Genomic DNA, 24,808 nt, shown 5'->3' on the forward strand with positions numbered 1-24,808 from the left:
TCATGACTATGCTCTTAACCCCATTCTCGCATCATGAGGATGGGGTTTTGTTATTTATGCAAACTCCAAAGTAAAAAAGCCTGATCCGCAAGTGAGACACGGGTCAGGCCTTGTATTGGAATCATGGGACGAACAGACACGTTGTATCCGCTGGTTTATGGTTTATGCTTTAGTCTTCAATCGTCGATAGATCGCCTGTCGGCAGATCCAGCTCCCAAGCTTTCAACACACGGCGCATAATTTTGCCGGAGCGGGTCTTGGGCAGTTTATCCTTGAACTCAATCTCACGCGGAGCCGCGTGAGCAGATAAACCCTCTTTTACAAATCGATAGATCTCTTCCTTCAGCTCCGGTGTTGGCTCATAGCCCTCACGCAATGCCACAAAGGCCTTAATGATCTCTCCGCGAGTTACATCCGGTTTGCCGATAACGCCTGCCTCAGCTACCGCAGGATGCTCTACGAGCTTGCTCTCCACCTCAAAGGGGCCAATACGTTCACCCGAAGAGTTAATGACATCATCAATCCGGCCCTGGAACCAAAAGTAGCCATCTTCGTCCATATAAGCGGAATCACCGGATACATACCAGCCAGAAAGTCGGAAGTACTCCTCATATTTGGCCGGGTTATTCCAGATCTTCGCCATTATGGACGGCCAGGAAGTACGAATAGCCAGGTTACCCATACTGTATGGTGGCAGTTCCTGTCCTCGATCGTCAATAATGGCGGCTTCGATTCCCGGTAATGGACGACCCATGGAACCTGGCTTAATTGGCATGCCCGGGTAGTTACAGATTAATTGTCCACCCGTCTCCGTCATCCACCAAGTATCATGAATTCGCTGTCCATAGGCTTTCCAGCCCCAGCGCACCACCTCGGGGTTAAGTGGCTCACCCACAGACATGACGTGACGGAGACTGCTCAGATCATGCTGGGCAATGGTCTCTTCGCCCGCTCCCATCAACATGCGGAAAGCCGTCGGCGCACTGTACCATACGCTAACTTTATTTTTCTCAATGGTGCTATACCAGTCTTGCGGACTGAAACGCCCTCCACGAATAACGTTGGTTACACCATTCAACCACGGTGCAAAAATTCCGTAGGAGGTACCTGTTACCCAGCCTGGATCGGCTGTGCACCAGTATACATCATCCTCACGCAAATCAAGTACAACCTTGCCAGTGTAATAATGCTGAATCATCGCATTCTGCACATGATATACACCTTTTGGTTTGCCTGTAGAGCCGGAAGTATAGTGAATCAGCAGACCATCTTCACGAGTCAGCCACTCCACTTCCATATCATCCGAAGCCGCGGACATCTCTGCATCAAAGTCGATGAGTCCTTCTTCCGTCTGCGGACCGCCACCTACAACAAAAATATGTTTCAGTTCAGGCAATTCCGAACGTTTGATTCTTCCAAGTAACTGAGGGGTCGTTACTAGTGCCACGGCGCCGCTATCCTCAAGCCGGTCCTTCACCGCAGTTTCCATGAAGGCTTCAAATAGCGGGCCTGCAATGGCCCCAACCTTCAATATGCCCAGCAGACTAAAATAGAGCTCAGGACTTCGTGGCATAAAAATAAATACCCGATCACCCTTGGCTATGCCATATTTGCGGAGAACGTTACCAAAGCGACTCGACTGCTCGCTCAAATCAGCAAACGTGTATGCCTCTTCACGCGAAGCATCACTGTATAATAGTGCGGTTCTCCCGCCTCTTCCTTCCAGCACATGACGATCTATCGCTTCATGCGCCATGTTGACTTTCCCGCTGGCGTGCCACGTAAAGTGCCTTTCAACCGTTTCCCAATCAAACCGGCTTCGGGCCTCCGTGTAATCGCCCAGATTAGATTCAGACACAACCGTTTGCAGCATCTCACCATGTGCTTGACTCATGCTTGCCAGCCTCCTTCAACTCGACATTTCGATTCCCAATATGGGTCACTTCTGATTGCCTTTGTGTTGACTGAACTTCCAGTTAGCGCTTACATTAGTAGAGAGAACTTCTCATCATGTACTTGCCTGGCCAAAACCGATGAACCCAAACTGCAGTTGAATTGTGAACATTTTTTGTCTACGCAATTATAGCAAATCTTTTCAATCATCGTCTATGGCTTTTCAAATTTTTGGTTTTTTGCTATAAGTAGGGGGAGAGAGGAGCATGAACTATGGAGCATATTAAGGAGCATCATATGCGTTCCATCTTCAAGTCCGGCCACCGAATCATCATTGAGGGACCAGTTCAGGCCGAGACGGTTACGCAGCTTGAATTTCATTCCGATCTGGATGCCTTCAGGCGCCCTTCGGAACAACAGGAGGCACTGGCCGAAATTGCCGCTTTGCCTGAAGGTCGAATCATCGTTGCACGGGAAAATGAGACCATTGTCGGTTATGTAACTTTCCATTATGCAGATGAATGCGAGCGTTGGTCGGAAGGCAATATGACCGATCTAATTGAGCTGGGCGCCATTGAGGTTGCGGATTCCTATCGCTCTCTCGGGATTGGGCGCGAAATGCTGCTCACGGCGTTTGAAAATGGACAGATGGAGAAATATATCATATTCACAACGGAATATTACTGGCATTGGGATTTGAAGGGCAGCGCCCTTTCCGTATGGGATTACCGCAAGATGATGGAAAAATTGATGCAAACCGTAGATATGACTTGGTACGCCACCGATGATCCCGAGATTTGTTCACATCCGGCGAACTGCCTCATGGTCCGCATTGGTAGCCAAGTGCCCCTGGAATCGGAAGAACAGTTCGACCGGGTGCGATTCCGCCATCGTTTTATGTATTAATCACGAATTCACATGGATGATTCCCGAATACGTATACATAGAAAAACCGCCTCTTCGCGAACAGGTTCATCAAGGATGATCTGAAAGGAAGAAGCGGTTTTTGTTTCTTTTTAAGCCACTACCATGCTCAACATGCATATACCTTATGGAATTACATATGTTCCAGCATATGTTCCACAATACCGTGAGAACGCTGGGAAGACTCCACAGTAAACTCGGCAAAGTTCACGTGTGCTGATCCATCTGCTTTGTCAGACATTGCGCGAAGTATAACGAACGGAACACGATTCATGAAGCTTACTTGCGCTACGGCAGCTCCCTCCATCTCCGCACATGCCCCATTCATTTCGGTATACAGCATTTTCACCGTATCCTTGCTTGCAATGAATTGATCTCCAGACAGCACTTTACCGATCAGATAGTTCGCACCCCGCGCTTTGCAGGCTTCTTCAGCTAACGAGATAAGTGATGCTTCCGCTGGGAAGGCGGACGTCTCCTGATAAGGAATAACCCCGCGCTCAAATCCAAGTGGAGTTACATCCATATCATGCTGCACACATTCGGAAGAGATGACCATATCTCCAATGTTCAACTCCGGATTAACTGCACCCGCAACACCTGTGAAAATAATACGGTTAACCTGAAAACGATCAATTAAAATCTGTGTCGTTACAGCCGCATTTACTTTCCCCACGCCTGATTTGCAGACTACAATCTGCTTACCCAACCATTCACCTGCAACATAGGTAATACCGGTTTGTTTTACAGTCTCTAATTGCTTCATACCAGCCAAGAGAAGTTCTACTTCCTCATCCATTGCACCAATAATGCCAATTGTTTCACGCATGTTATGACCTCCTATATAGCATTCTGCATGTAAACCTGGACTCGTTTCCTCCAAGTATGTTTTTCCGTCTACGTCCAAAGCCCTGTTCAGCACAAAAGCTCCGTTTCCGGAGCTTCCGTAATTCCACTATGTAGAGAGAATGCCTTCTCCCTTTCTTAAAGCAATTCCATCAGAAATGACGGTGAATCATCCAATCCTGTATTTAAACTACGTCTGCATGGCTTACAGACAGACGAAGAATCGTTTCATGCGGCAAAATAACCCGTGGGTTCTCCACATTTTCTTTCTTCATGAGCTTGGTCAGCAAACGCATCGCTACAGCGCCCAGGTCATACATCGGTTGAGCTACAGTAGTCAACTGAGGACGGACCATGGAAGCCATACGAATGTTATCCACACTGATGATGGAGAAGTCATCCGGTACTTTCAGACCTTCATCCTGAATGCTGTGAATCGCACCAATTGCCATCTCATCTGTTGCAGCGAAGATTGCCGATGGTTTTTTCTTCAATCCGAGGAAATACTTCATCGCTTCCACACCTGACTCATAACGATAGTTACCAATGCGTACGAGATCCTCCTGATATTCCATACCTGCTGCTTCGAGCGCTTTCTTGTACCCTTGGAAACGGGCATAACCGTTGGCAGGATCTTGCAGTGTACCACTGATCATTGCGATTTCCTTGTGTCCATGACGGATCAACGTATTTACAGCGTCAAATGCCGCTGCTTCATGATCGATATCTACAGAAGGATACGTGCCCTTCTCGTCACTAGTTGCACAGAGAACAATCGGCACAGCCGCTGATTGGAACGCCTGAATATGCTCGTCAGTCACAGTTCCACCCATGAAGAGCAGACCGTCCACTTGTTTTTCCAACAAGGTATTAATTACACGAATTTCTTTTTCTTTCTTCTTATCCGCGTTACACAAGATAATGTTGTAGTGATACATATTCGCAATATCTTCAATTCCGCGGGCAATCTCTGCAAAGGTTGAGTTCGAAATGTCCGGAATAACGACCCCGACCGTGGTTGTCTTCTTGCTCGCCAAGCCTCTGGCTACCGCATTTGGACGATATCCCAACCGATCGATGGCTTCATATACTTTTTTGCGTGTCTGTGGCTTTACATTAGGGTTATTGTTAACAACCCGTGATACCGTTGCCATAGAGACACCGGCCTCACGTGCCACATCATAAATGGTTACCGTCACAGTACTTCTCTCCATTACCAGTAAATTTTCATACCATTTTCATTAAGATTTATATTACGACAAATTTATGCATTAATCAATTAAAATAGGCTTTAGGACTCACGCAGTGCATTCGTGATTGTGGTTGAAGTAATATTCGAGTGGGAAGTATGCCATACAGGAATTCCCTTTTTGACTAGAATCGCCTGCGGAGATTCGTGCTTAACACCCAGCTTGTCCGCTGCTTCATTGGACACAGGGCGGTCTTCCACTACATAGATGATACCGTATTTCACTTGTTCATTTGGACTATTTTGCAAATAATCGTTCATCTCCTGATAAGCATTCGCGCTGATCGGGCAGCGTGTACTGTGCTTAAACAGAAGCAAGGGTTGATCCTCGGTAGCCTCCACTGCGGAGTTTAGCTGTTCAATACTTGTCATTTTAGTCATGTCAGCCATTTGATATACATCCCCCTTTACCAGGATTACCGCTATGTTGAGCGTTTTCACTCTACGATATCTTAACAAAAAGCGGGCGAAAAAGCCAATTTTCATGAAAACAAGCATTTCGCACGTCAAAATCAGACAGCATTCGAGAAGTGTGCCTGCCATACAAAGCCGGATAATTGACCTAATCTTCGCTGTGTTGTTTCAATCCATTCTTGATCATTAGATTTTTGGGCATAGCCCATAATATCCAGCAGAAGGTTAATTCTCTCCTCCACAGCACGTTGCATCCGATGCTCCATCTCGCGATCCGAAGCGTCCGGCCAGGCCAACAATTGTTCATGGAAGAGGTCCGCAAGTTCATTTCTCTCCCCAAACGATACATCCTGTTTCGCTGGCTGTTCACCTAGTGTACTGATGCACTCTTTCAAATCCGGCTTGACCGGCTGAAGCACTTCATAGGAAATGCAATCTGTGCAAGCAAATACAGGTACGTTACGAATCTCCACCTTTTTGGCATATACCACCGTTCTTAATTCCAATTCCATTACATGTCCGCATCTGCACGTCTTACGCACAGTCATCACCTCATTCGTTCTATAACTCTTATACAGATACCATTCGACCTATTTCCGTTCAAATCCTGCTATAAACCATAGGTTGCACAAATTACCACCGTCTCCAGAAGAAGGTTGTCGAATGTAGGCGTTCATTAAGTTGTAATCGCTTACCCGATTGACAGATTGCGTGACGATGAAGTCACCACGAGAATCTGTTACAATAAAGACGCTATGTGCTAATTACCGCAAAAAGGAGAGATGATGATGAGATTAACAGGCAAAAAAGTCATCGCCCTGGTCGATGAAGAATTCGAAGATCTGGAACTGTGGTATCCGGTGCATCGTGTCCGTGAAGAAGGCGCTGAGGTGCATCTTGCCGGAGAGAAAAAAGGCAAAACCTACATTGGTAAATATGGTGTTCCCGCCGAGGCGGAATACAGTTTTGATGAACTCGATAGTTCACAATATGATGGTATTCTTGTACCCGGAGGCTGGGCACCAGACAAGCTTCGTCGCTATCCCAAAGTACTTGAGCTTGTCAAGGAAATGCATGCGGACCGTAAGCCGATTGGACAGATCTGTCACGCAGGCTGGGTACTGATATCCGCCAAAATACTGGACGGGGTTACGGTCACATCTACACCAGGTATCCGGGATGACATGGAAAATGCCGGAGCCATCTGGAAAGATGAAGCCGTTGTTGTGGATGGACACATCATTTCAGCTCGTCGTCCACCTGACCTTCCGCCTTATGGCAAAGCATTTTGCGATGCACTTGCTAAAAAATAAAACAAAACCCCGCGCCAATGGCGTGGGGTTTTATCGTTGAAATAAGACTATTTTCCAAAATTGTACAAAAGTTAATATTTTCATTTAAAGGTATTTATTTGAAAACAACCCATTCAAGATGCATTCGATCCACTCTGTTCATCTGGACTGCCCATCGAATCATTGAAGACCTGTAGGCGCTCTTCGATGTCTGCACTTGTCCGCAGGGTAAAGCAATCATGGGCTACCTCTTTGGCAGCAGCAGCTGTCGTATTCAATACCCTGTGCTTCACACGCAGCAAGGATTGTGGAGACATACTCAAATTGCTGATCCCCAGCTCCAGCCATAGGGGAATCGAACGCTCGTCTCCTGCCATCTCTCCACAAACACTGATATCAATGCCTGCCGTATGGGCCGCGTCAACTGTTGCGCGAAGCATGCGAAGTACAGCCGGGTGATACGGATGATACATATGTGCAATCTGCTCATTCATTCGGTCTACAGCCAGTACATATTGCACGAGATCATTGGTACCGATACTGAAGAAATCAGCTTCTTCTGCAAGCAAATCGGCTATCATCACCGCTGCCGGAACCTCAATCATGATACCCACCTGAATATGCGGATCGTAAGGCAATTTGCGCTCATCCAGATCAGACATCGCTTCACGCAGGATTTCATTGGCCTCCTGAAGTTCCTCTACCGAAGAGATCATCGGGTACATAATTTTGACATTGCCCGAAGCACTGGCCCTCAGAATGGCAGTGAGCTGTGTTTTGAACAGATCTTTGCGGTCCAGACTGATCCGAATCGCACGATATCCGAGAAACGGGTTATCTTCTTCTGGCAGTTCAAAGTAATCTAACTGCTTGTCACCACCGATATCGAGCGTACGAATAACGACAGACTGACCAGCAGTTTTCTCAGCGACCAGACGATAGACCTCATACTGTTCCTGCTCACCCGGAAACGTAGCACGGTCCATGTATAGGAACTCTGTCCGGAACAACCCCACGCCCTTTGCCCCATGTTTCAGTGCCATATCCAATTCCTTCACGGAACTGATGTTAGAAGCCAGATGCAGAACGGAACCGTCTTTGGTTACGGCATCCACTGTTGCAAGTACCTGCAGCTGTTCTTTTTTCTTCAATTGTTTGCTGCGAATCATCGTGTAACGTTCAATCGTCTTCCGATCCGGCTCCGTAAATACGAGGCCATTATCCCCATCGACAACCAGCATATCTCCGGTCTCCACCGGCATGCCAAGACTCGCTTCCAGACCGGAAACGAGAGGAATGCCAAGGGCACGAGCCATAATCGCCGAATGTGATGTTTTGCCTCCGATAAGTGTCACAATACCCAGCACGTGGCTTGGATTCAAATGCGCCAATTGAGAGGGAGAGAGCTCTTTGGCAACGAGTATATAAGGCTGGGTATCCGACGGAAGCGTAATCTCAGGTGCGCCCAGCAGATGTTTTAACAGACGGTTCCCCACGTCCTTGATGTCAATGGCCCGCTCCTTCATATACTCGTCTTCGAGCAAATCAAACATGGTGACAAAATGATCAATGGCCTCTTTGACGGCTACTTCTGCTGCTTTGTACTGCCGTTCAATAATGCCTCGAATCTCGTTCATGAACACCGGATCTTCCAGAATGGCCAGATGCGCATCAAAGATGCTGGACTCTTCAGGACCGACTACTTCCTTGAACTCGTTCTTGATATATTCAATCTCATCCTTCGATGTCCGTATGCCCTCGTACAGCCGTTCGAACTCTTGGGCGAGGTCCACCGAATCCATCTTCTGATCCGGCAGATCCCATTCCCAACTGGGCAGGACAAATGCTTTGCCGATGGCTATGCCTGCAGCGCCGTTGATGCCTTGTATCTTCATTCTACCCCTCCAACGTTCCTGTCATAGAGCACCACGGACATAACGGATGCCTGACCTTTCTTAACTTGCTTAAATGGAGCGAAGCTCCATGATTTGACACGATCAGGATTCGTGATAACCATCGGTGTCGTCAGCGATGCCGCCTCGGCTTGCAATACAGCCAGGTCAAACTTGATTAACAACTGCCCCGGCTCCACCGTATCCCCTTCCTGAACAAAGGCTTCAAAGTGGCCTTTCAGTTGGGATGTGTCAATACCGATATGCAGCAGGACCTCAAGTCCCTCCCGGGTTGAAATGCCCAGTGCGTGCATCGTCGGATACATGTGCATAATCGTTCCGTATACGGGCGAGACCAGCTCTCCCTTTTCAGGGACAAATGCTACTCCATCGCCCACAAGCTTGGCTGCAAATATCTGATCCGGCACCTCTTCAATCGGCAGCATTTTACCCTGTACAGGAGCACAGAACAGAACTTGTTGCAGATCCCGTTCAAGCAGCTTCGCAATCTCTTCCCGGATTAACTCCGAATAGGTGCCAAATACCACTTGTACGTTACCGCCACCCAACTTAATGAGCCCTGCGGACCCCATACTCTTCATTGCCCCTGTATCGATTAACCGATCATTATGCACGGTGAGTCGAAGTCGTGTAATACAGGCCTCTACTTGCACAATGTTTTCTTTCCCGCCCAATGCTTCCAAAATGAGAGGAGCCTGATAAGGAATGTTACCTACCCAATCTTCCAGCATGGACCCCTCTTCGCGCCCTGGAGTTGGAATCTTGAACGTACGAATCGCCCACCTAAACAGGAAATAATAGACCAACCCATATAGTATGCCAATCGGTATGAGCTTCCAAGCATTCTCCGATAGATGGAAATTGAGTATGTAGTCAATAATGCCGGCCGAATAGGAGAAACCATGGCGTATATCAAGCCAGTAACTGATCCACATCGCAAGTCCTGACATGACTGCATGCACGATGAACAGATAAGGTGCCGCAAACAAAAAGGCAAATTCAATCTGCTCCGATACCCCTGTCAGAAAACAAACAAGTGCGGAAGTGAGAAATGTTTTTTTGATTTTCGGCTTCAGGTCTTCCCTTGCCTCCTGAATAATCGCAAAGGCAATCGCTGGAATCGCAAACATCATGATCGGGAATAACCCGGCCATAAAATACCCTGCTGTTGGATCACCCGCAAAAAATCGCGGCAAATCCCCTTGCACAATATTACCGTCTGCTGTTTCATACGTCCCCAGTTGGAACCAGAACACATTGTTAAGCAAATGATGCAGTCCGAAGGCCACCAGCACCCTGTACAAGACCCCATATATAAACAGCCCAAAACCGCCGAGACTGTATTCCCAGGTGGCGATGGCGTTCAATGCATGTTGCAAAATGGGTGCAATCCATAACATAAAGAAGGAGAACAGTGCCGAGCACAGCCCTACGATGAGCAAAACAAATCTGGAACCACCGAAAAACTGTAAGATTTCGGGCAGTTTAATACTTTTGAAGCGATTATGCGTCACCCCGGCAAGTGCGCCGAGAATAATCCCGATTAAGGAAGCAGGTTGAACGGTGCCATCCCCGAAATTGCGAGTCACCTGATCATATATCACAATACCAGCCAGAGCAGCGAGTCCCGCTTGTCCGGCCTGGTTGGAGAGTCCCAGCGCTACACCGACAGCGAACAAATACGGCAAAAAATAAAAAATACCGTGTCCGGCCACGGTAGACACTTCACCAACAACTTTCAATCCCCAGGCGTCCCAGGGCAAACTGCCAACACTCAGCAAAATTGCGGCGGCGGGCAGGACCATTGTAGGCAGCATTACCGCTCGTCCGAGCTGCTGCAAGGATCCGAGCCAATTCATGGCGACCTCTCCTTTCTATCCTAGATGGTAAGCTTTACGCAACGTTTTGTCAAAGCAAAACAGTAACCTGTTGGTAATTTATTCTATACTCCAATGATGCCACAGAAAAAATCCCGTTAACTCGAAGTTAACGGGATTTTAAGTGATCGAGATTTAACCGCGTCCAGCACCGCGCAGAACGATGGAATCCTCTACCTTGATACAACGATTCGTTACCGCTGTCATGCCGTTCTCAGCAGCAATCTGTACGGCTTCATCACTATGGATACCAAGCTGAAGCCACAATACATTTGCCTTGATTGCCGCAGCTTCACGAGCGACATCCGCGCAATATTCATTCCGGCGGAATACGTTCACGATATCTACCGGTTCAGGGATATCTGCGAGGGTTGCATATACCGTCTCACCGAGAATCTCACCTTGTACCTGTGGATTTACCGGGATGATGCGATAACCTCTGCTTTGCATGGCTTCCGCTACCATATAGGAAGTACGATCTGATTTGTCCGATAAGCCGACGACTGCGATGTTGCCTGCCTTGCGCAAAAGTTGTCCAATTTCTTCACGAGTAGGATTGTTAAATTCCATGTTCAAGCACCATCCTTTTCTGCTTAAAGTGCGTGTTCAAAAAATCGTTTTTGAACAACTTCTTAAACGTGTTATTTTACTCTTTTACCCATTGAACCGAGGCACCAAGCGCCTGCAAATGATCAAAATATTGCGGATAAGACTTGGCTACATGGTGTGCATCCCGAATACGAAGCGGTTCTTTCGAACGCAAACCAACAACGGTCAGTGCCATAATTACGCGATGATCGTAGTGAGCATTAATCTCAACGCCGCCTTCGACGCCTTCCGGACGACCATGTACGATAATCTCAGCCTGACGTTCTTCTACGTAGGCTCCTGCCTTCCGCAGTTCGTTCAAATAATCCGTAATTCGGTCACATTCCTTGTAACGTAAGTTCTCTACATTATAGAACCGTGAAGTGCCTTCCGCAAACACTGCCGCCGCTACCATGGCCAAAACCGCGTCTGTCGCGGCATCTCCATCGAATTCCACGGCTTTCAATGTACCGTTACCTTGCACGTGAACCACGTCGTTCTCATGCGTCAACGGCACTTCCATCATGCGCAGAACGTCAACAATAGCACGCTCACCTTGTTTGCTCTGTTCCATCAAACGCAAAATTTTAACATCTGATTGGGTGACAGCCGCGGCCGCGAGGACAGCTGCTGAACCCGGATAGTCTCCTTGAACTGTATATGTTTGCGGTTTATAGGCTTGGCCGCCAGGTACACGAAAGGACATATAATCATCACTCGCATGAATGACGATACCCGCTTGTTCCAGTACTTCCAGCGTCTGACCGATAACCACTTTGGATTTCAAATCGTTTAATACTTCAATCGTGCTGTCTTCGGCCAGAAGAGGAGTTACAAACAGCAACGCACTCAAATACTGGGAGCTAACCGAACCTGATACGCGAATATGTCCGCCCTTGGCCTGACCACCTTTGATGGTGATCGGCAAGCGTCCTTGTTCGTGCTGTACCTCAACACCAAGCTGACCAAGCGCATCGATCAGGTCATCATGTGGGCGTTTGCCAAGAGAATCCGGGTACGTATTGACAAACGTCACCTCAGGACAAAGTGCCGTTACCCCCATCAGGAAACGCAGCACTGCACCCGCATTACCCACATTCAATTCACGTACATCACGTGGATGGCTGCCGAAGCCTTGGATAACGATTTTGCTATCATCTTCTTCAAGTACCGCTCCAAGATCGCGAATACATCTGCGCATAGCATCGCTATCTTCACTATGAGCAGGGTAATGGATCGTACTCGTGCCTTCTGCCAGCGCAGCAGCTAGCAAATAACGTGTGGTGTAGTTTTTGGAAGACAAAGCTCCAATTTCCCCGTTCAGGGATGGGGTTGGTTTAACGATAACGTCCATGGATGAAATTCTCCTTCATTGATTATAATTTGCTTCGTTAGATGATCCTGTTACGTGTTTGGTTCAGGATACATAGGGTGTGCGGTACTGCCAAATTGACATTCCATACATCGCTTGGGTATCATTATAGGCGTTAAGTCCATACAGAAAAGAGGACCTGAATATGACACAAATTGCTGAAATTGAACCTTCTGAGCTGCGCCGCCGTTTGCAGGCGGGAGAGAAGCTGCAGATGATAGACGTCCGAGAGGACGATGAAGTCGCACAAGGCATGATCGCAGGAGCCAAACACATCCCGCTCGGACAGATTCCCGACAGACTCTCCGAAATTCAAAAGTCTGGTGAGATTGTTCTGATCTGCCGCAGTGGATACCGCAGTGAGCGTGCCTGTGAGTACTTGCAGCAGCTCGGATATGATGGTTGCACCAATATGGTTGGCGGCATGCTGCAATGGCAAGAGGAAGACTGAGTAACATCAGGATCGGCGTTATAAGGTTAGGATAGATAAATGCAATCAGCAGTTATCGATAACCACCATGCATCCTGATCCTTGCAGTCAGTCAAACGGGCCAATCGGCCCGTTTTTCATATCCATCTACCACTACGATCACATGGCTCCATTTAAACTTTAATTCCTTCGACATCTCTTCTTCCACATACACGCCATACATATTTCTTTCCTCGCTTAGACCCTGCACTCCTGTGTGTACATTCTATCCATACCTAAGACGAGAAAATGAAATGATTACAAGCTTAGACGCGGTAATGCGCTAAAATTAAACGTGTCACTTCAGAAGCGGATAACTCGGTTGTATCCACCGTGTAATGTGCAAACCGGTATGCGTCCTTCCGTTCCTGCATAATGGTCTTAATGCGTTCCTCCGCATTACCTGCCAAGAGTGGACGGTTATCACAGCCGCTGACGCGTTCTACGATCACTGCCGGATCGGCAGTCAGGGCAACCACCCAGCCGTTCTTCGACATGACGTCACAGTTGTCCGAACGCAGAACCACACCGCCTCCGGTTGCAATCACCTGTGCCTTTTTCTCTAACACCGAGCACAACATGCGACTCTCTGCATCGCGGAAATATGTCTCTCCCTTGCCTGTGAACAATTCAGGAATCGTACAGCCTTCCTCTTTCTCCACTGCGGCGTCAACATCAATCAGTCGGTAACCTAACTCGCGCGCGAGCATGTCAGCAACGGTTGATTTGCCAGTTCCCATCATGCCGATGAGAATAATATTGTTAGACTTGCTCAAGGTGTACACTCCTTTAATTCAAGCAATTCGTGAGCACTTTTGTCCTATCATAACACAGCCCTGCAGACGGGGGAAGGCCATAGTGCCCCCTTCCCTCCCAGCATCCGCAAGCACTTCCAGAGCATGTCGTAGCATGTTTATGTACTCCATACGATTTCAACGAATTCAGATAAGTTTATTTTGAATTAGAGGCGATTATAAAAATCTAACGAATCTCAGGAAACTTATTTCACAAAAACACCCTCAAAACAGCGCAATTTCGCTCCATCTGTTCTAAATAGGATCTTCTCATTTCGTTAGAGAATAGAAAAGGTTCATATTCATGAAATAAGGCTTCTCAGGTTCATAAGATGTAGGATCAACAGCTTACATATACGGTAAAAAAGAGACCTGGAGGTCATCGGTATGAACCGACTCTCCAAGTCCCCTTTCCAAGCTTCTGCCCATGCCTTTCTTCCAGCCAAGGCTCCTGATTCAGGACACTTTAGCCAACTCACACGGACTTGCATATATACGTTACTATTCCATCCAGTTGTGGTGGAAACTGCCTTCTTTGTCCACACGTTTGAACGTATGAGCGCCAAAGTAGTCACGTTGTGCTTGCAGCAGGTTCGCAGGCAAACGCTCTGTACGGTAGCTATCGTAGTAGGACAAGGCACTGGAGAACCCAGGAACCGGAACGCCTTGAGTTACCGCAGCCGCTACAACTTCACGCCATGCACCTTGGTAGGATTCTACAATGTTTTGGAAATATGGATCCAGAAGCAGGTTTTTCAGTGCTGCATCTTTGTCATACGCTTCTTTGATGTTTTGCAGGAACTGAGAACGGATGATGCAACCACCACGGAAGATCATGGCGATGTTGCCGTATTTCAGATCCCAGCCGTACTCGTCGGAAGCTGCACGCATTTGTGCAAATCCTTGTGCATAGGATACGATTTTACTTGCAAACAGCGCTTTACGCACATTCTCGATGAACGCCTTTTTGTCACCGGAGAAGGCTTCAACCGCAGGTCCGTTCAGGATTTTGCTTGCTGCCACACGCTCATCTTTCATCGCAGACAGGAAGCGGGAGAATACGGATTCGGTAATCATGGACAATGGTACGCCGAGATCCAGCGCGCTTTGGCTTGTCCATTTTCCTGTTCCTTTTTGTCCGGCTGCATCCAGAATGACATCAACCATTGGTTTGCCCGTTTCTGGATCGTATTTGGAGAAGATGTCTGCCGTGATTTCGATCAAATAGCTATCCAGCTCTCCCTGGTTCCATTCTGTAAAGATAGCGTGAAGCTCTTCAACGGACACATTTAACACAGATTTGAGCAGGTGGTAAGCTTCACCAATCAGCTGCATATCTCCGTATTCGATACCGTTATGCACCATTTTCACATAATGTCCGGCACCGTCTGGTCCAATATATGTACAACAAGGATCGTCACCGACTTTGGCCGAAATGGCTGTCAGGATCGGTTCAACCAGCTTGTACGCACTCTCTTGTCCACCAGGCATAATTGCTGGGCCTTTCAACGCGCCTTCTTCCCCACCGGATACACCTGTACCGATGAAGCGAATGCCTTTGTCTTCCAGCTCTTTGCTGCGACGTTGGGTGTCAGGGAAGTATGCGTTACCGCCATCAATGATGATGTCGCCCTCATCCAAATGAGGAAGCAGTTGTTCAATGGTAGCGTCGGTTGCATAACCAGCTTGTACCATGATCAGGATTTTGCGCGGGGATTCCAGGGATGCCACAAACTCTTCAATAGAGAATGTGCCTGTCAGGTTTTTACCTTCGGCTTCTTTCAGAAGATCGTTGGTTTTCTCCGGAGAACGGTTAAATACCGACACCGTGAAACCTCTGCTTTCAATGTTAAGGGCCAAATTTTTGCCCATTACTGCAAGTCCAATGACACCGATCTGTTGTTTCGCCATCTGGTCCTCCATCCTTTGCTCCAATTAATTTTATTGAATGAATTCTCAACAATACCCCCATTTTAACGGTTTTACGCATAGAAGTGAACCCCGGACTATGGTCACACAGCGAGAAAACACCCCAATTACCTGAGGTGTTCATCGTATTTTCATAAATACAGCGTTATATTCAGCCTTCCAGCATCAACATGTGCCCTGACAACTGCTTTAAGACTTTACGACAGGCATCTGCTTTTTCGATATTATCCGTCTGAATGGCGGCATGCAGACGCTCCAGTTCATCGTCCACTTCCATGCGCAGAAGCATGAGTCGCTCCTCACCTTCACGCGAGAGGAACATTTCTTCCATCTCTTCCGCAGTCGGCGCAGGTTCCTTTTGAAAAATAACACGCTGTTTGAACCCGGATACTTCAACGAGACGAATGACTTCACCAAACAAAATATTCTCTACAGTCATCTGCTGATCCTTAAACCGCTTCACAACGGCATGCCCGCGTGTATCCCCAATCAGCTTCTCCAACCATTCCGCAAGCTTTGCATCCTTGATAATATAATCTCCCGTCATCTTGTAATTCCCACTGCGCGTCTGTTGAAAACGGAGCTTTACCAGCTTGCGTCCGGTGCGGACTGACAGAATAAAAAAGGATTCGTCCTCGCTCCAATATAGTGAATACCCCTCACGAATAAGGTCTTTGATCAAATTTTGGATATGCCGACGGTTGAACCGCAGCTCCAGATTGCAATATTCAACTTCATAACTCTTATTCACGGCACTCCCTCCATCTGTACCGGAGATGCTCCGGCCATCTTCTTCAATCGCTTCTACTCAATCGGCTTACCCTATTTTATACTTCATTTTATGTAAGGGTACTTGGTTATTTGACTATTTTTCACCGATTGATCCGGAGGATCGCAGCTTTCCGCAAATGCACAGGGGCAAGCCCCCGTTTTTCATGATATGATGGACGCGAAATGAAGGTATGCAGAGGTCATGTGCGGACTGCGAGTTGATGGGAATGATCTGCTTGCTACGGATGGGGACAAGTTCCTGGAAACAATTTGTTCACAGTTAGTTCCCGAAGTTGATCACTGCGGCGGGCAGAATGATCTTCACGTCGTTAGCTAAATGGATGCACTATATTACATAAAAAGGGAGTTCCAAACCTGTACGGTTGTTGGAACTCCCTTTCTTATTAGATCAACCTTACCAGGCTTCATCGCATCATTTAGCAGGAGCTGTACGATACGGTTTACGGGATAACACATAGTGCACAACAGCAAGTCCAGCCATAACGACAGCACTTCCGATAAATGGAGCCGGATGACTAATGTGATCCCACAGCAGTCCGGATACAATCGGCCCTACGACCATGCCTGATCCCTGAAGGGTCAGGAAGAAACCCCAGATCGCTCCGCGTTCCCCTTTGGGAATCAATGTGGCTACAAACGCATTCCAAGCCGGGAGAATCATCGCATAGCTGACACCGACCAGCATGACGATGCCGAACACAACAGGAATGGACGTAATGGAAGAAAAGGCAAACAGACTGGCTGCTGCCATCAAAAAACCGATGTTCAGGAACGGTGCCGTTCCAAAGCGGTCTACCATTTTACCTACAGGCAGCAGGGCAATGACCGTGATGCCACCACCGGCTATCAGCAACAAGCTGTACAGGTTGGGCGAGATGTGCAGGTCTGTACGAGTATATAACGTAATCACGGGACTGAGCAGACCAATAACAAAAGACTGCATGAACAGTGCAGGATATACGAGCGGATTTACATTAAGGGTGCTGCGTACCCGTTGCAATGTGCCCTGAACACTATTTTTGAGTCGGATGAAAGGCGTAAGAATATTCGGCTTAGCCGGATATTTCATATCTTCCCGCTTGGGCTCACTATCCGCATGCTCTTCCTCAACAACAACACGTCCGGGTAGAATCAAGGCGACCAGAATGACCAGGATTGCAACACCCATCAATACCAGGAAAATGGTGCGATAATCGTGATGCGTCCGCTCCAATAGCCAGTTCATTCCGATCGGACCAAGTCCAGTCCCTCCAAGTGCCGCCATCTCCAGCGCACCCATGGCTGTACCGTTCTTGTTCTGGGGCCCCGACATCGCGGTCACGCCCGTCATGGCGCAAGGCCAAAGGGGTGACGTACCAACTCCGAGAATGAGACAAGCCATGGCAAGGCCAAATGCACTTTTGAAAAATATAATCATGATTACAGCAACTAATGTACAAATTAGGGCCGTCACCATTGTTGCCCGGAATCCGATTCGTTCTGCTGCCCAGCCAGAGGGAGCCCGGAACAGATTATCTCCCAAATATTGAAGGGCAAAGGCCACACCAATTACGCCAGCGGATAAGCCCAGAATATTGTCCATATACACGGGCAAAATAGCGACCAGCAGGGCACCCTTGATGATTTCAACTAAAAAAAGCGTTAGCCACATGGCGATAAAAAAAGGTGATCGCAGGATTTTGGCTGGTTTTGTAATGGTTTGCATTCTTTTTCCCCCTTCGATGCTTGCTTGCCCATCTCCTATCCTTACTGTTACCCTCGGGGATGTGTCCAAATCTCAGCAATTCGAAAAATTGTCAAGCAATACTGCTTGCATTCGGTTCTTAATTTGCTATACTCAAATTTGTTTAAGATTACAAAATGATAAGTTATCAGCGAAGCTGAACTAAATCCGTGATCGCAAGAAAAACATCCGCTACATGCGGTCTGTCTTCATAGAATTTACGTCGAAAGACGTTTTTCTTACAAATTATAATTAGGAAAGGTTGTGACAGCACTGATGGATCACCGCCGTACGCCGCTGTTTACCGCTTTAAAAAATCACGCGGCACTCAATCCGGTGCAATTTCATATTCCGGGACATAAAAAAGGATTGGGAACGGATACCGAGTTTCGTGAATTTATCGGCGATAATGCCCTCTCCATAGACTTGATTAACATCGCACCGCTAGATGATTTGCATCAGCCAACCGGTGTCATTGAGGAAGCGCAGATTCTGGCAGCCGATGCCTTCGGAGCCGATTATACCTATTTTAGTGTGCAAGGCACAAGCAGTGCCATCATGACCATGATTCTGTCCGTATGTGAGCCGGGTGACAAGATTATTGTGCCCCGTAATGTGCATAAATCGGTCATGTCTGCCATCATTTTCTCAGGAGCGAAACCCGTGTTCGTCTCTCCTGCGCAGGATGCCAATCTAGGAATTGATCACGGTGTCACTACGGGCGCGATCCGACGTGCCCTTGAGCGTCATCCCGATGCCAAGGCATTGCTCGTCATTAACCCAACGTACTTCGGTGTATGTACCGATCTGAAAGAAATTGTTGAACTGGCGCATAGCTATCAGGTTCCAGTACTTGTGGATGAAGCGCATGGCGTACTCATTCATTTCCATGAAGATCTGCCGCTCTCAGCCATGGCCGCCGGGGCTGATATGGCTGCAACGAGTGTACACAAGCTGGGTGGTTCGATGACTCAGAGTTCTGTACTCAACCTGAACACGAAGAATGGCTATGTGAACCCGCAGCGTGTACAAACCATTCTGAGTATGTTGACTTCAACGTCGACTTCTTACATCCTGCTGGCTTCGCTCGACACGTCGAGACGTAATCTGGCTCTGAATGGCCATCAGATGGCACAGAAAGCCATTGATTTGGCTGAGTTTGCAAGACGCTCCATTAATGATATGGACGGACTGTATTGCTTCGGCAGAGAGCTGCTGGGCACAGAGGCTACCTTTAATTACGACCCAACCAAAGTAACTATTCATGTTCGCCACCTTGGCATTACAGGCTATGAAACAGAGAACTGGCTGCGTGAGCATTACAAAATCGAGGTAGAGCTCAGTGATATGTATAATATTCTGTGCCTCATCACGCCGGGAGATACGGATGACTCCGTAGAAATCTTGCTGAACGCCCTGCAAGATCTATCCCGTACGTATTATCAGGTGAATCCGGCCCACGAGCTGGTGGTTAAGGTTCCAGATGTGCCACAGCTGATGCTGACTCCACGTGATGCGTTCTATGGGGATACCGAAGTCATTCCTTTCAAGGAATCCGCAGGCCGGATTATCTCGGAATTTATCTACGTATATCCACCAGGAATTCCGATTCTGCTGCCAGGTGAGGTTATCACTCAGGAAAACATCGACTACATCATTGATCATGTTGAAGTTGGACTGCCTGTAAAAGGACCTGAAGACCGTAGCGTAACCAATGTAAAAGTCATCGTGGAAGCAGATGCGATTTTCTAGAACAGCCACCTCTTCATGAGTTTGATCGATCTCTAAGGACCAAGCGGGATGCTTGGTCCTTTTTATTTTTTTCTCCACATAGACTTGTCCTGCCTCATGTTATGATCGCTGTCTTATTTGCATTTTACCACCTATTCCACTGTCCTTATCGCAAGAAAAAACAGCATAAATACCTAATAGAAAGCAAACAAAAGGCCCCCTGTAATCAAGGAGCCTTCTTGCTTTATTCCAAAAGGATGACTATTCTTGGCTTGCAACGAGTTCGTTGTACGCCGCTTCAACACGGGTCCACTCTTCTTCGTCTTCAATATTGTAGAGCACCATTTCCTCGTCTTCTTCTTCCATACGCAGAATGATGCCGTCAGCTTCAGGATTGTTACGTTCCAGCAGGAGCGCATAAACATGCTTCTCCACGTCAAACGTCTCCACCAGAACCATCTCCACGTCATTTCCGTTCTCGTCTGTCAGTGTCAGAAGAACTTCTTCATGCTCGTGGTCGTGGTCGTGGTCTTGACCGCATCCGCAGGCATCGCCGTGTTCATGTGTGTGATCGCTCATTGATATACCTCGCTTTATAAATAGAAATTGTGTAACCTTGCATATCGTAACATGTTCAATGGTCCAGGTCAATTTAACCGCCAAGGTTATTTTTGCTTCAATCGTTCAGCGCGGTAATGATTTTCTCGGCTGCCAGCACATAATTACTATTTGCATTTTCTTTAATATAAAAACCGACTTGGTACTTGCCAGCCCGGCTGAAATCATACGTAAAATCGTACGTTCGGAACCAGAAGTTATCCTTCTGTGTCTTAAGCTCCTGGGACTGAATATCCTTAACCTCACCACTTGGATTGGTAATTGTCACCTTCACGGCAGCTATATCCGTTGTCAAACTGTCCACTTGCGAGAACACATTAAATTTCAATTTACCCACGTTCACGTTGCCAAACACGGTATCTCCCTTGAAGAGAAAAATATGTACATTCGGTTTGATAACCGTTACTCTCTTGTTTGTGCTATCCCATCTGGCGATTCCGCCCGCTTCCCTTACAGGTACATAGGTCGTTCCGTCAATCAGATAACCACCGTCAGCTGCTTCCTTGCCGTTAATGAGAACCCGAATCTTCTCGTTCACTGAATCTGCAAACAATAAAGACCCGCCGAGCAAGGAGAATACCGTGACACACAGCAAAATTCTTTTCCATTTCATTCCGTCAATATTCCCTCCCCTGCTGCTAGCTGTTGTACATTTATACTGCAGGTTCATCCACAAAGTTGCGCTGTTTTTCATCATTTTTCATTTTTTATCCAGATTATTTTCCACCCCTTGGAACGATCAAAAAGAGGCGTTCCCTGTTAAAGGACGCCCCTATAGTATAGTTGTTGGCAGTACGTAATTATACGAACTTCTTTTGGATGAATTTTATTATGCTGCTGACTACGAAGTATGACGAGTTAATATGCAAGGTACGCCCTTGCCTACAGCTCCATCGGTTCGCATCCGTGCTGCATAATCCATTCCTCGTGTACAGGGGGTCTTGCAACGCTCACATACATCCGAAGTAACCAATTTCATGGATACACGAAGTTTGTCACTCTTTAACGCGGGAGCCTTTTTTCCCTTTGCTTTTGCCATCCCGAATTCCCCATTTCCCCAATTGCTTGATGATGTAATGCATCATATGGGGATTCGCCCGGTTGTGTGTCAAAAGGAATAAATTTCGTGCATGATATCGTTAAATGAAACCGCCGTTTGCACGCAGCGTCTGTCCTGTAACCCATTGCGACTCTTCACTGACGAGGAAAGAGATCACATTTGCAATGTCTTCCGGCTCACCCAGACGACCAAATGCATTCATTTTACGTATCCCATCAAGCTGCTGCTCCGTCTTCCCGACAGAAAACAATTCGGTATTTACCGGACCTGGTGCAACAGCATTTATAGTGATTTGTCTGGAGCCAAATTCCTTCGCAAGCTGACGAGTAATCTGTTCAACTGCGCCTTTGGTACCTGCGTACACGCTGTATCCCGGAAACATCTGTCCAGTTACAGAAGTGGAGAAATTAACGATTCGGCCCTGATCCTCCATATGTTTCAATGCTTGCTGACAAGCAAAAAATGTACCTTTTACATTAATCGCAAACTGCTGATCGAATTCTTCCTCCGTCACATCTGCCAAAGGTGTTGTCTTCATGATGCCTGCATTGTTGATCAGAATATCGATTTTTCCAAGCTGGTTAATCGTTTCGGAAAATAAACGCTCCACATCTCCCTTCCGGGCAAGGTCAGCCTGAACGGTAATGGCGCGCACTCCTTTTTGGCGAGCAATATCTGCGACCTGCTCTGCTTTGTCGGGGCTGCTCGCGTAATTAATGACGACATCCGCGCCCATTTCAGCGAGTTGCTCTGCTATAGCACGTCCGATCCCTCGGGATGAGCCTGTTACAACGGCCACTTTACCTGTTAGCTTTTTCATTTACGATTACTTCCTCTCTTGTTCCAAATGTAATAATCCCTTTTCGATCAACAACCACACCTGTGCAAATTCCGCATCAATTGTAGGGCTTTGCCATTCATAGGCGTGTGCCGGATGATGAAAACGAGCTGTAGCCTGAAGAATCGCCGCTGCAACCATATCTGGGTTGTTGATTTTGAATAGGTTCTCCTGCTGGAGGACCTCACTCAAATGACGCACAAGATGCTGCACATGTTTATTGATAATATCTGCGGATTCCTGGGTTACCCGTGCGTACATCTCGAACAACTCTGCATCGGATTCGGCATAATGACGTTTAAGAGCGATTAACGTTTCTATATATACTTTCAGATGACGTATACTCTCTCCGTTATAACTCTTATCCTTAGTTATTGTCGTCAAAGGCGCGATAATCTCATCTTCGAGCCATTGTGCGGTCACGCCTTCAAGCAATTCTTTCTTGCTTTTATAGTGCCTGTAAATCGTACCGTGACTAACTCCAAGCAATTTAGCGACATCCGTGACAGATGTTTTGGCAACACCGAAGCGACGGAGAGTTTCCTGTGTTGCTGCGATAATTTGTTCCTTGGTTAAAAATTCAGAAGTTTTGTCCTTTTCCATATGATTAAGATGGTTACACCATCCTCAAGTCACCTCCGTTGAAATTAGATTAACACAGCGAATAACAAATGACAAATATTTATTTTTGTCATTTGTTATTTCGTTGACGATATATATGTACGGGCGTAAAAAAAGAGCCCATTTAATATGGCCCTTATCGAAAGTTTTAATGTTTCTCTTTTTTCTAGAACACGAACTTAAATAATACGAAGATCACCGCAAGTATTCCACCGAGAATCAGCCAATTGCTGATTTCCCACCAAATGCTCTTCCCTCCGGCTAAAAGCTGTTGTTCATTTTCTTCATGACGCTGTTTGTGTGTATGTGGTTCGGAGGCATGGGGCGGCTTGCTGAAGTCCATCATATACATTCCCCTTTCCAGCAGCTTTAATCTTATTGTTCCAGTATAACCCATAATTGAGTGGGAATTTGATCATTTATTAAAATGTATTAATGTATTATTGAATAGACAATTCTTCTTCTGTGACCCATTTATGATTCTTCACCGGATCTCCACCTGTAGTTGGGATGTAATCAACCATATATACCGTCGTTTGCTCAGCGGAGTCAACCTTTGCCTTAGCACCTTTCATTCCTGGCATGTGGTCAGCGTTCAGCACAACCTCTGCTCCTGCTGCATAAGGTTGATCCGTATGGCCCTGAATTTCCTCTTGGATGACCCATTTATGATTTTTTACAGTGTCTCCCCCTGTGGTTGGCGTGTACGAGACTGCATAGGCTGTCGTCTCATAGGCTCCCACAATGGTCGCTTCTCCACCCTTCATTCCAGCCATATGGTCCGTACTCATCACGGCCTGGCTGCCCACTGGATATGTAGGATCTTTCTTTTCCTGAAGTCCTTCCGGTAATTCTCCCGAATCCGAGTGGTGCATCTCTCCTGTGCTCGCTGCATGACTGTCACTACTGCTATTATGCTGCTCAGTATTCTTGCCACATCCACTTAACATCAGACTGCCCGTGATCACCGTAGTCAGCAATATCATTGCATACTTTTTCATAAGTTGCACTCCTTTTGAACTTTCGATTTCTACACTAATAATATACCCCATATGGGTATATTTCAATCATGATTAATTTCTTTTTCTACTATTGGATATCCCTGAAGAATTAATAACATATCAAAAAACCTCCGATTCCTCGGAGGCCTTAAGTATGTTGGACATTATTTTAGATACATGCTTCAGACTTCAACAGTGACGTCCAAACGAAAGTATTGAATCGCCCCGGCTCAAGATTAGGCTAGTCCCACGGTAACATTGACGTTCCCTTTAATGCCTTTGGAATATGGGCAGTAGTCATGAGCAAGTTTGACAAATTTCTGTGCTGTCTCTTCATCCAGACCTTCAATTTTAACTTCAAGTTCAACTTCGAGCTTCACACCATTATCCTCAGGGTCCGTTACTAGCATAACCGTAGCCGATACTGTGCTTCTCTCAATTTCGACTTTGTGTTTCTTCAACTGAAACTCCAGCGCTGAATTAAAGCAAGCACTGTAGCCTGCTGCAAACAATTGTTCTGGATTCGTAGCTGTCGTTACTTTCCCCCCCAGTTCAGGTGGTGCAGCGACATCAAGCATAAATACGTTATCCGGCGATTGCACGATCCCTTGACGTCCACCTGTATTGATAACTGTAGTTTCGTATAATGTTTTCATGAGTATTGTCTCCTCTGTATGTTTTAGATTTTATTTTGTAAAGATGATGTCTCTTTATTTTGATTACAATTAGATTGTACACAATTCAATTGTGTTTGTAAATAATTATTGTAAAATTAAAAACAACCATTCCCTCTTGTAATAGCAGGAAATGGTTGCTCCGTAATTGATAACTATCTATTAATGATCCAAAAGTTGAGTCTACCTA

At 46.8% G+C, this 24,808-nt stretch carries 25 protein-coding genes; 4 read left to right on the top strand and 21 right to left on the bottom strand.

The features are described from left to right. Positions 1–169: 169 nt before the first annotated feature. Positions 170–1,894: an acetate--CoA ligase gene (gene acsA, locus RS891_RS21735; RefSeq protein ID WP_315793148.1), complete on the bottom strand. Its 1,725-nt coding sequence runs from the start codon at positions 1,892–1,894 to the stop codon at positions 170–172. Positions 1,895–2,166: 272 nt separating this feature from the next. On the opposite strand from acsA, the gene RS891_RS21740 reads away from it, so the two are divergent. Then, the gene (locus RS891_RS21740) at positions 2,167–2,799 is read left to right on the top strand and encodes a GNAT family N-acetyltransferase (RefSeq protein WP_315793149.1); all 633 of its coding nucleotides are present in this window, start codon (positions 2,167–2,169) and stop codon (positions 2,797–2,799) included. Between the two features lie 151 nt (positions 2,800–2,950). Here the strand turns inward: RS891_RS21740 and RS891_RS21745 are convergent, their stop codons facing one another. The 4 genes from RS891_RS21745 to RS891_RS21760 all read right to left on the bottom strand — a co-directional run bounded on the left by RS891_RS21745 (position 2,951) and on the right by RS891_RS21760 (position 5,838). Then, a complete protein-coding gene (locus tag RS891_RS21745; RefSeq protein WP_315793150.1) occupies positions 2,951–3,646 on the bottom strand; it encodes a 5'-methylthioadenosine/adenosylhomocysteine nucleosidase in 696 nt (231 codons plus the stop codon). Between the two features lie 202 nt (positions 3,647–3,848). After that, the gene (ccpA, locus tag RS891_RS21750) at positions 3,849–4,862 is read right to left on the bottom strand and encodes a catabolite control protein A (RefSeq protein ID WP_024631149.1); all 1,014 of its coding nucleotides are present in this window, start codon (positions 4,860–4,862) and stop codon (positions 3,849–3,851) included. Positions 4,863–4,954: 92 nt separating this feature from the next. Continuing rightward, positions 4,955–5,302: a bacillithiol system redox-active protein YtxJ gene (gene ytxJ, locus RS891_RS21755; RefSeq protein ID WP_113053914.1), complete on the bottom strand. Its 348-nt coding sequence runs from the start codon at positions 5,300–5,302 to the stop codon at positions 4,955–4,957. A 122-nt stretch (positions 5,303–5,424) separates the two neighbouring features. Then, a complete protein-coding gene (locus tag RS891_RS21760) occupies positions 5,425–5,838 on the bottom strand; it encodes a hypothetical protein (RefSeq protein WP_315793151.1) in 414 nt (137 codons plus the stop codon). 273 nt (positions 5,839–6,111) lie between these two features. Here RS891_RS21760 and RS891_RS21765 point away from each other — a divergent pair, with 273 nt between their 5' ends. Further along, positions 6,112–6,639 carry a type 1 glutamine amidotransferase domain-containing protein gene (locus RS891_RS21765; RefSeq protein WP_113053912.1) on the top strand — a complete coding sequence of 176 codons (528 nt, stop codon included), beginning with the start codon at positions 6,112–6,114 and terminating at the stop codon, positions 6,637–6,639. Positions 6,640–6,752: 113 nt separating this feature from the next. Here the strand turns inward: RS891_RS21765 and ptsP are convergent, their stop codons facing one another. From ptsP to aroA, 4 genes are all read right to left on the bottom strand, one after another. Then, a complete protein-coding gene (gene ptsP / locus RS891_RS21770) occupies positions 6,753–8,513 on the bottom strand; it encodes a phosphoenolpyruvate--protein phosphotransferase (protein ID WP_113053911.1) in 1,761 nt (586 codons plus the stop codon). Continuing rightward, positions 8,510–10,390 (bottom strand): glucose PTS transporter subunit IIA, encoded by a 1,881-nt coding sequence (locus RS891_RS21775; RefSeq protein ID WP_315793153.1) that lies wholly within the window; start codon positions 10,388–10,390, stop codon positions 8,510–8,512. Before RS891_RS21775 ends, ptsP begins: the two co-directional genes overlap by 4 nt. Before the next feature lie 153 nt (positions 10,391–10,543). Next, positions 10,544–10,978, bottom strand: coding sequence for a CoA-binding protein (locus RS891_RS21780; RefSeq protein WP_315793154.1), 435 nt, complete (start codon positions 10,976–10,978; stop codon positions 10,544–10,546). 76 nt (positions 10,979–11,054) lie between these two features. Further along, on the bottom strand, positions 11,055–12,350 hold the full coding sequence (gene aroA / locus RS891_RS21785; RefSeq protein ID WP_315793155.1) for a 3-phosphoshikimate 1-carboxyvinyltransferase: 1,296 nt from the start codon (positions 12,348–12,350) through the stop codon (positions 11,055–11,057). 163 nt (positions 12,351–12,513) lie between these two features. Here aroA and RS891_RS21790 point away from each other — a divergent pair, with 163 nt between their 5' ends. Further along, a complete protein-coding gene (locus tag RS891_RS21790; protein WP_113053910.1) occupies positions 12,514–12,819 on the top strand; it encodes a rhodanese-like domain-containing protein in 306 nt (101 codons plus the stop codon). 284 nt (positions 12,820–13,103) lie between these two features. On the opposite strand, the gene RS891_RS21795 is transcribed toward RS891_RS21790, so the two are convergent. The 4 genes from RS891_RS21795 to RS891_RS21810 form a co-directional block, all read right to left on the bottom strand. Further along, the gene (locus RS891_RS21795; protein ID WP_258530689.1) at positions 13,104–13,613 is read right to left on the bottom strand and encodes a shikimate kinase; all 510 of its coding nucleotides are present in this window, start codon (positions 13,611–13,613) and stop codon (positions 13,104–13,106) included. Between the two features lie 519 nt (positions 13,614–14,132). Next, a complete protein-coding gene (gene gndA, locus RS891_RS21800) occupies positions 14,133–15,542 on the bottom strand; it encodes an NADP-dependent phosphogluconate dehydrogenase (RefSeq protein ID WP_315793156.1) in 1,410 nt (469 codons plus the stop codon). Between the two features lie 169 nt (positions 15,543–15,711). Further along, complete coding sequence (locus RS891_RS21805; protein ID WP_113053909.1) at positions 15,712–16,311, bottom strand: hypothetical protein; 600 nt, start codon at positions 16,309–16,311, stop codon at positions 15,712–15,714. 453 nt (positions 16,312–16,764) lie between these two features. Further along, positions 16,765–18,057 carry an MFS transporter gene (locus RS891_RS21810; protein ID WP_315793157.1) on the bottom strand — a complete coding sequence of 431 codons (1,293 nt, stop codon included), beginning with the start codon at positions 18,055–18,057 and terminating at the stop codon, positions 16,765–16,767. A gap of 294 nt (positions 18,058–18,351) precedes the next feature. Here RS891_RS21810 and RS891_RS21815 point away from each other — a divergent pair, with 294 nt between their 5' ends. After that, positions 18,352–19,827, top strand: a complete 1,476-nt coding sequence (locus RS891_RS21815) for an aminotransferase class I/II-fold pyridoxal phosphate-dependent enzyme (protein WP_063565751.1) — start codon at positions 18,352–18,354, stop codon at positions 19,825–19,827. 240 nt (positions 19,828–20,067) lie between these two features. On the opposite strand, the gene RS891_RS21820 is transcribed toward RS891_RS21815, so the two are convergent. The 8 genes from RS891_RS21820 to RS891_RS21855 form a co-directional block, all read right to left on the bottom strand. Further along, entirely contained in the window at positions 20,068–20,385 is a 318-nt protein-coding gene (locus RS891_RS21820; protein ID WP_063565566.1) for a DUF1292 domain-containing protein, read from the bottom strand. A gap of 97 nt (positions 20,386–20,482) precedes the next feature. Then, positions 20,483–21,037, bottom strand: coding sequence for a stalk domain-containing protein (locus RS891_RS21825; protein WP_076288201.1), 555 nt, complete (start codon positions 21,035–21,037; stop codon positions 20,483–20,485). A 228-nt stretch (positions 21,038–21,265) separates the two neighbouring features. Further along, positions 21,266–21,463: a hypothetical protein gene (locus tag RS891_RS21830; RefSeq protein ID WP_072735367.1), complete on the bottom strand. Its 198-nt coding sequence runs from the start codon at positions 21,461–21,463 to the stop codon at positions 21,266–21,268. A gap of 100 nt (positions 21,464–21,563) precedes the next feature. Then, a complete protein-coding gene (locus RS891_RS21835; protein ID WP_315793158.1) occupies positions 21,564–22,304 on the bottom strand; it encodes an SDR family oxidoreductase in 741 nt (246 codons plus the stop codon). A gap of 6 nt (positions 22,305–22,310) precedes the next feature. Further along, a complete protein-coding gene (locus RS891_RS21840) occupies positions 22,311–22,925 on the bottom strand; it encodes a TetR/AcrR family transcriptional regulator (RefSeq protein WP_315793159.1) in 615 nt (204 codons plus the stop codon). Between the two features lie 184 nt (positions 22,926–23,109). Then, positions 23,110–23,289 carry a hypothetical protein gene (locus RS891_RS21845; protein ID WP_113053905.1) on the bottom strand — a complete coding sequence of 60 codons (180 nt, stop codon included), beginning with the start codon at positions 23,287–23,289 and terminating at the stop codon, positions 23,110–23,112. Between the two features lie 94 nt (positions 23,290–23,383). Continuing rightward, on the bottom strand, positions 23,384–23,944 hold the full coding sequence (locus RS891_RS21850) for a YdhK family protein (RefSeq protein WP_315793160.1): 561 nt from the start codon (positions 23,942–23,944) through the stop codon (positions 23,384–23,386). Positions 23,945–24,180: 236 nt separating this feature from the next. Beyond that, positions 24,181–24,600 carry an organic hydroperoxide resistance protein gene (locus tag RS891_RS21855; RefSeq protein ID WP_113053903.1) on the bottom strand — a complete coding sequence of 140 codons (420 nt, stop codon included), beginning with the start codon at positions 24,598–24,600 and terminating at the stop codon, positions 24,181–24,183. Positions 24,601–24,808 lie beyond the last annotated feature (208 nt).

It is taken from the genome of Paenibacillus sp. BIC5C1 (assembly GCF_032399705.1).
In the GTDB taxonomy this organism is placed as follows: domain Bacteria; phylum Bacillota; class Bacilli; order Paenibacillales; family Paenibacillaceae; genus Paenibacillus; species Paenibacillus taichungensis_A.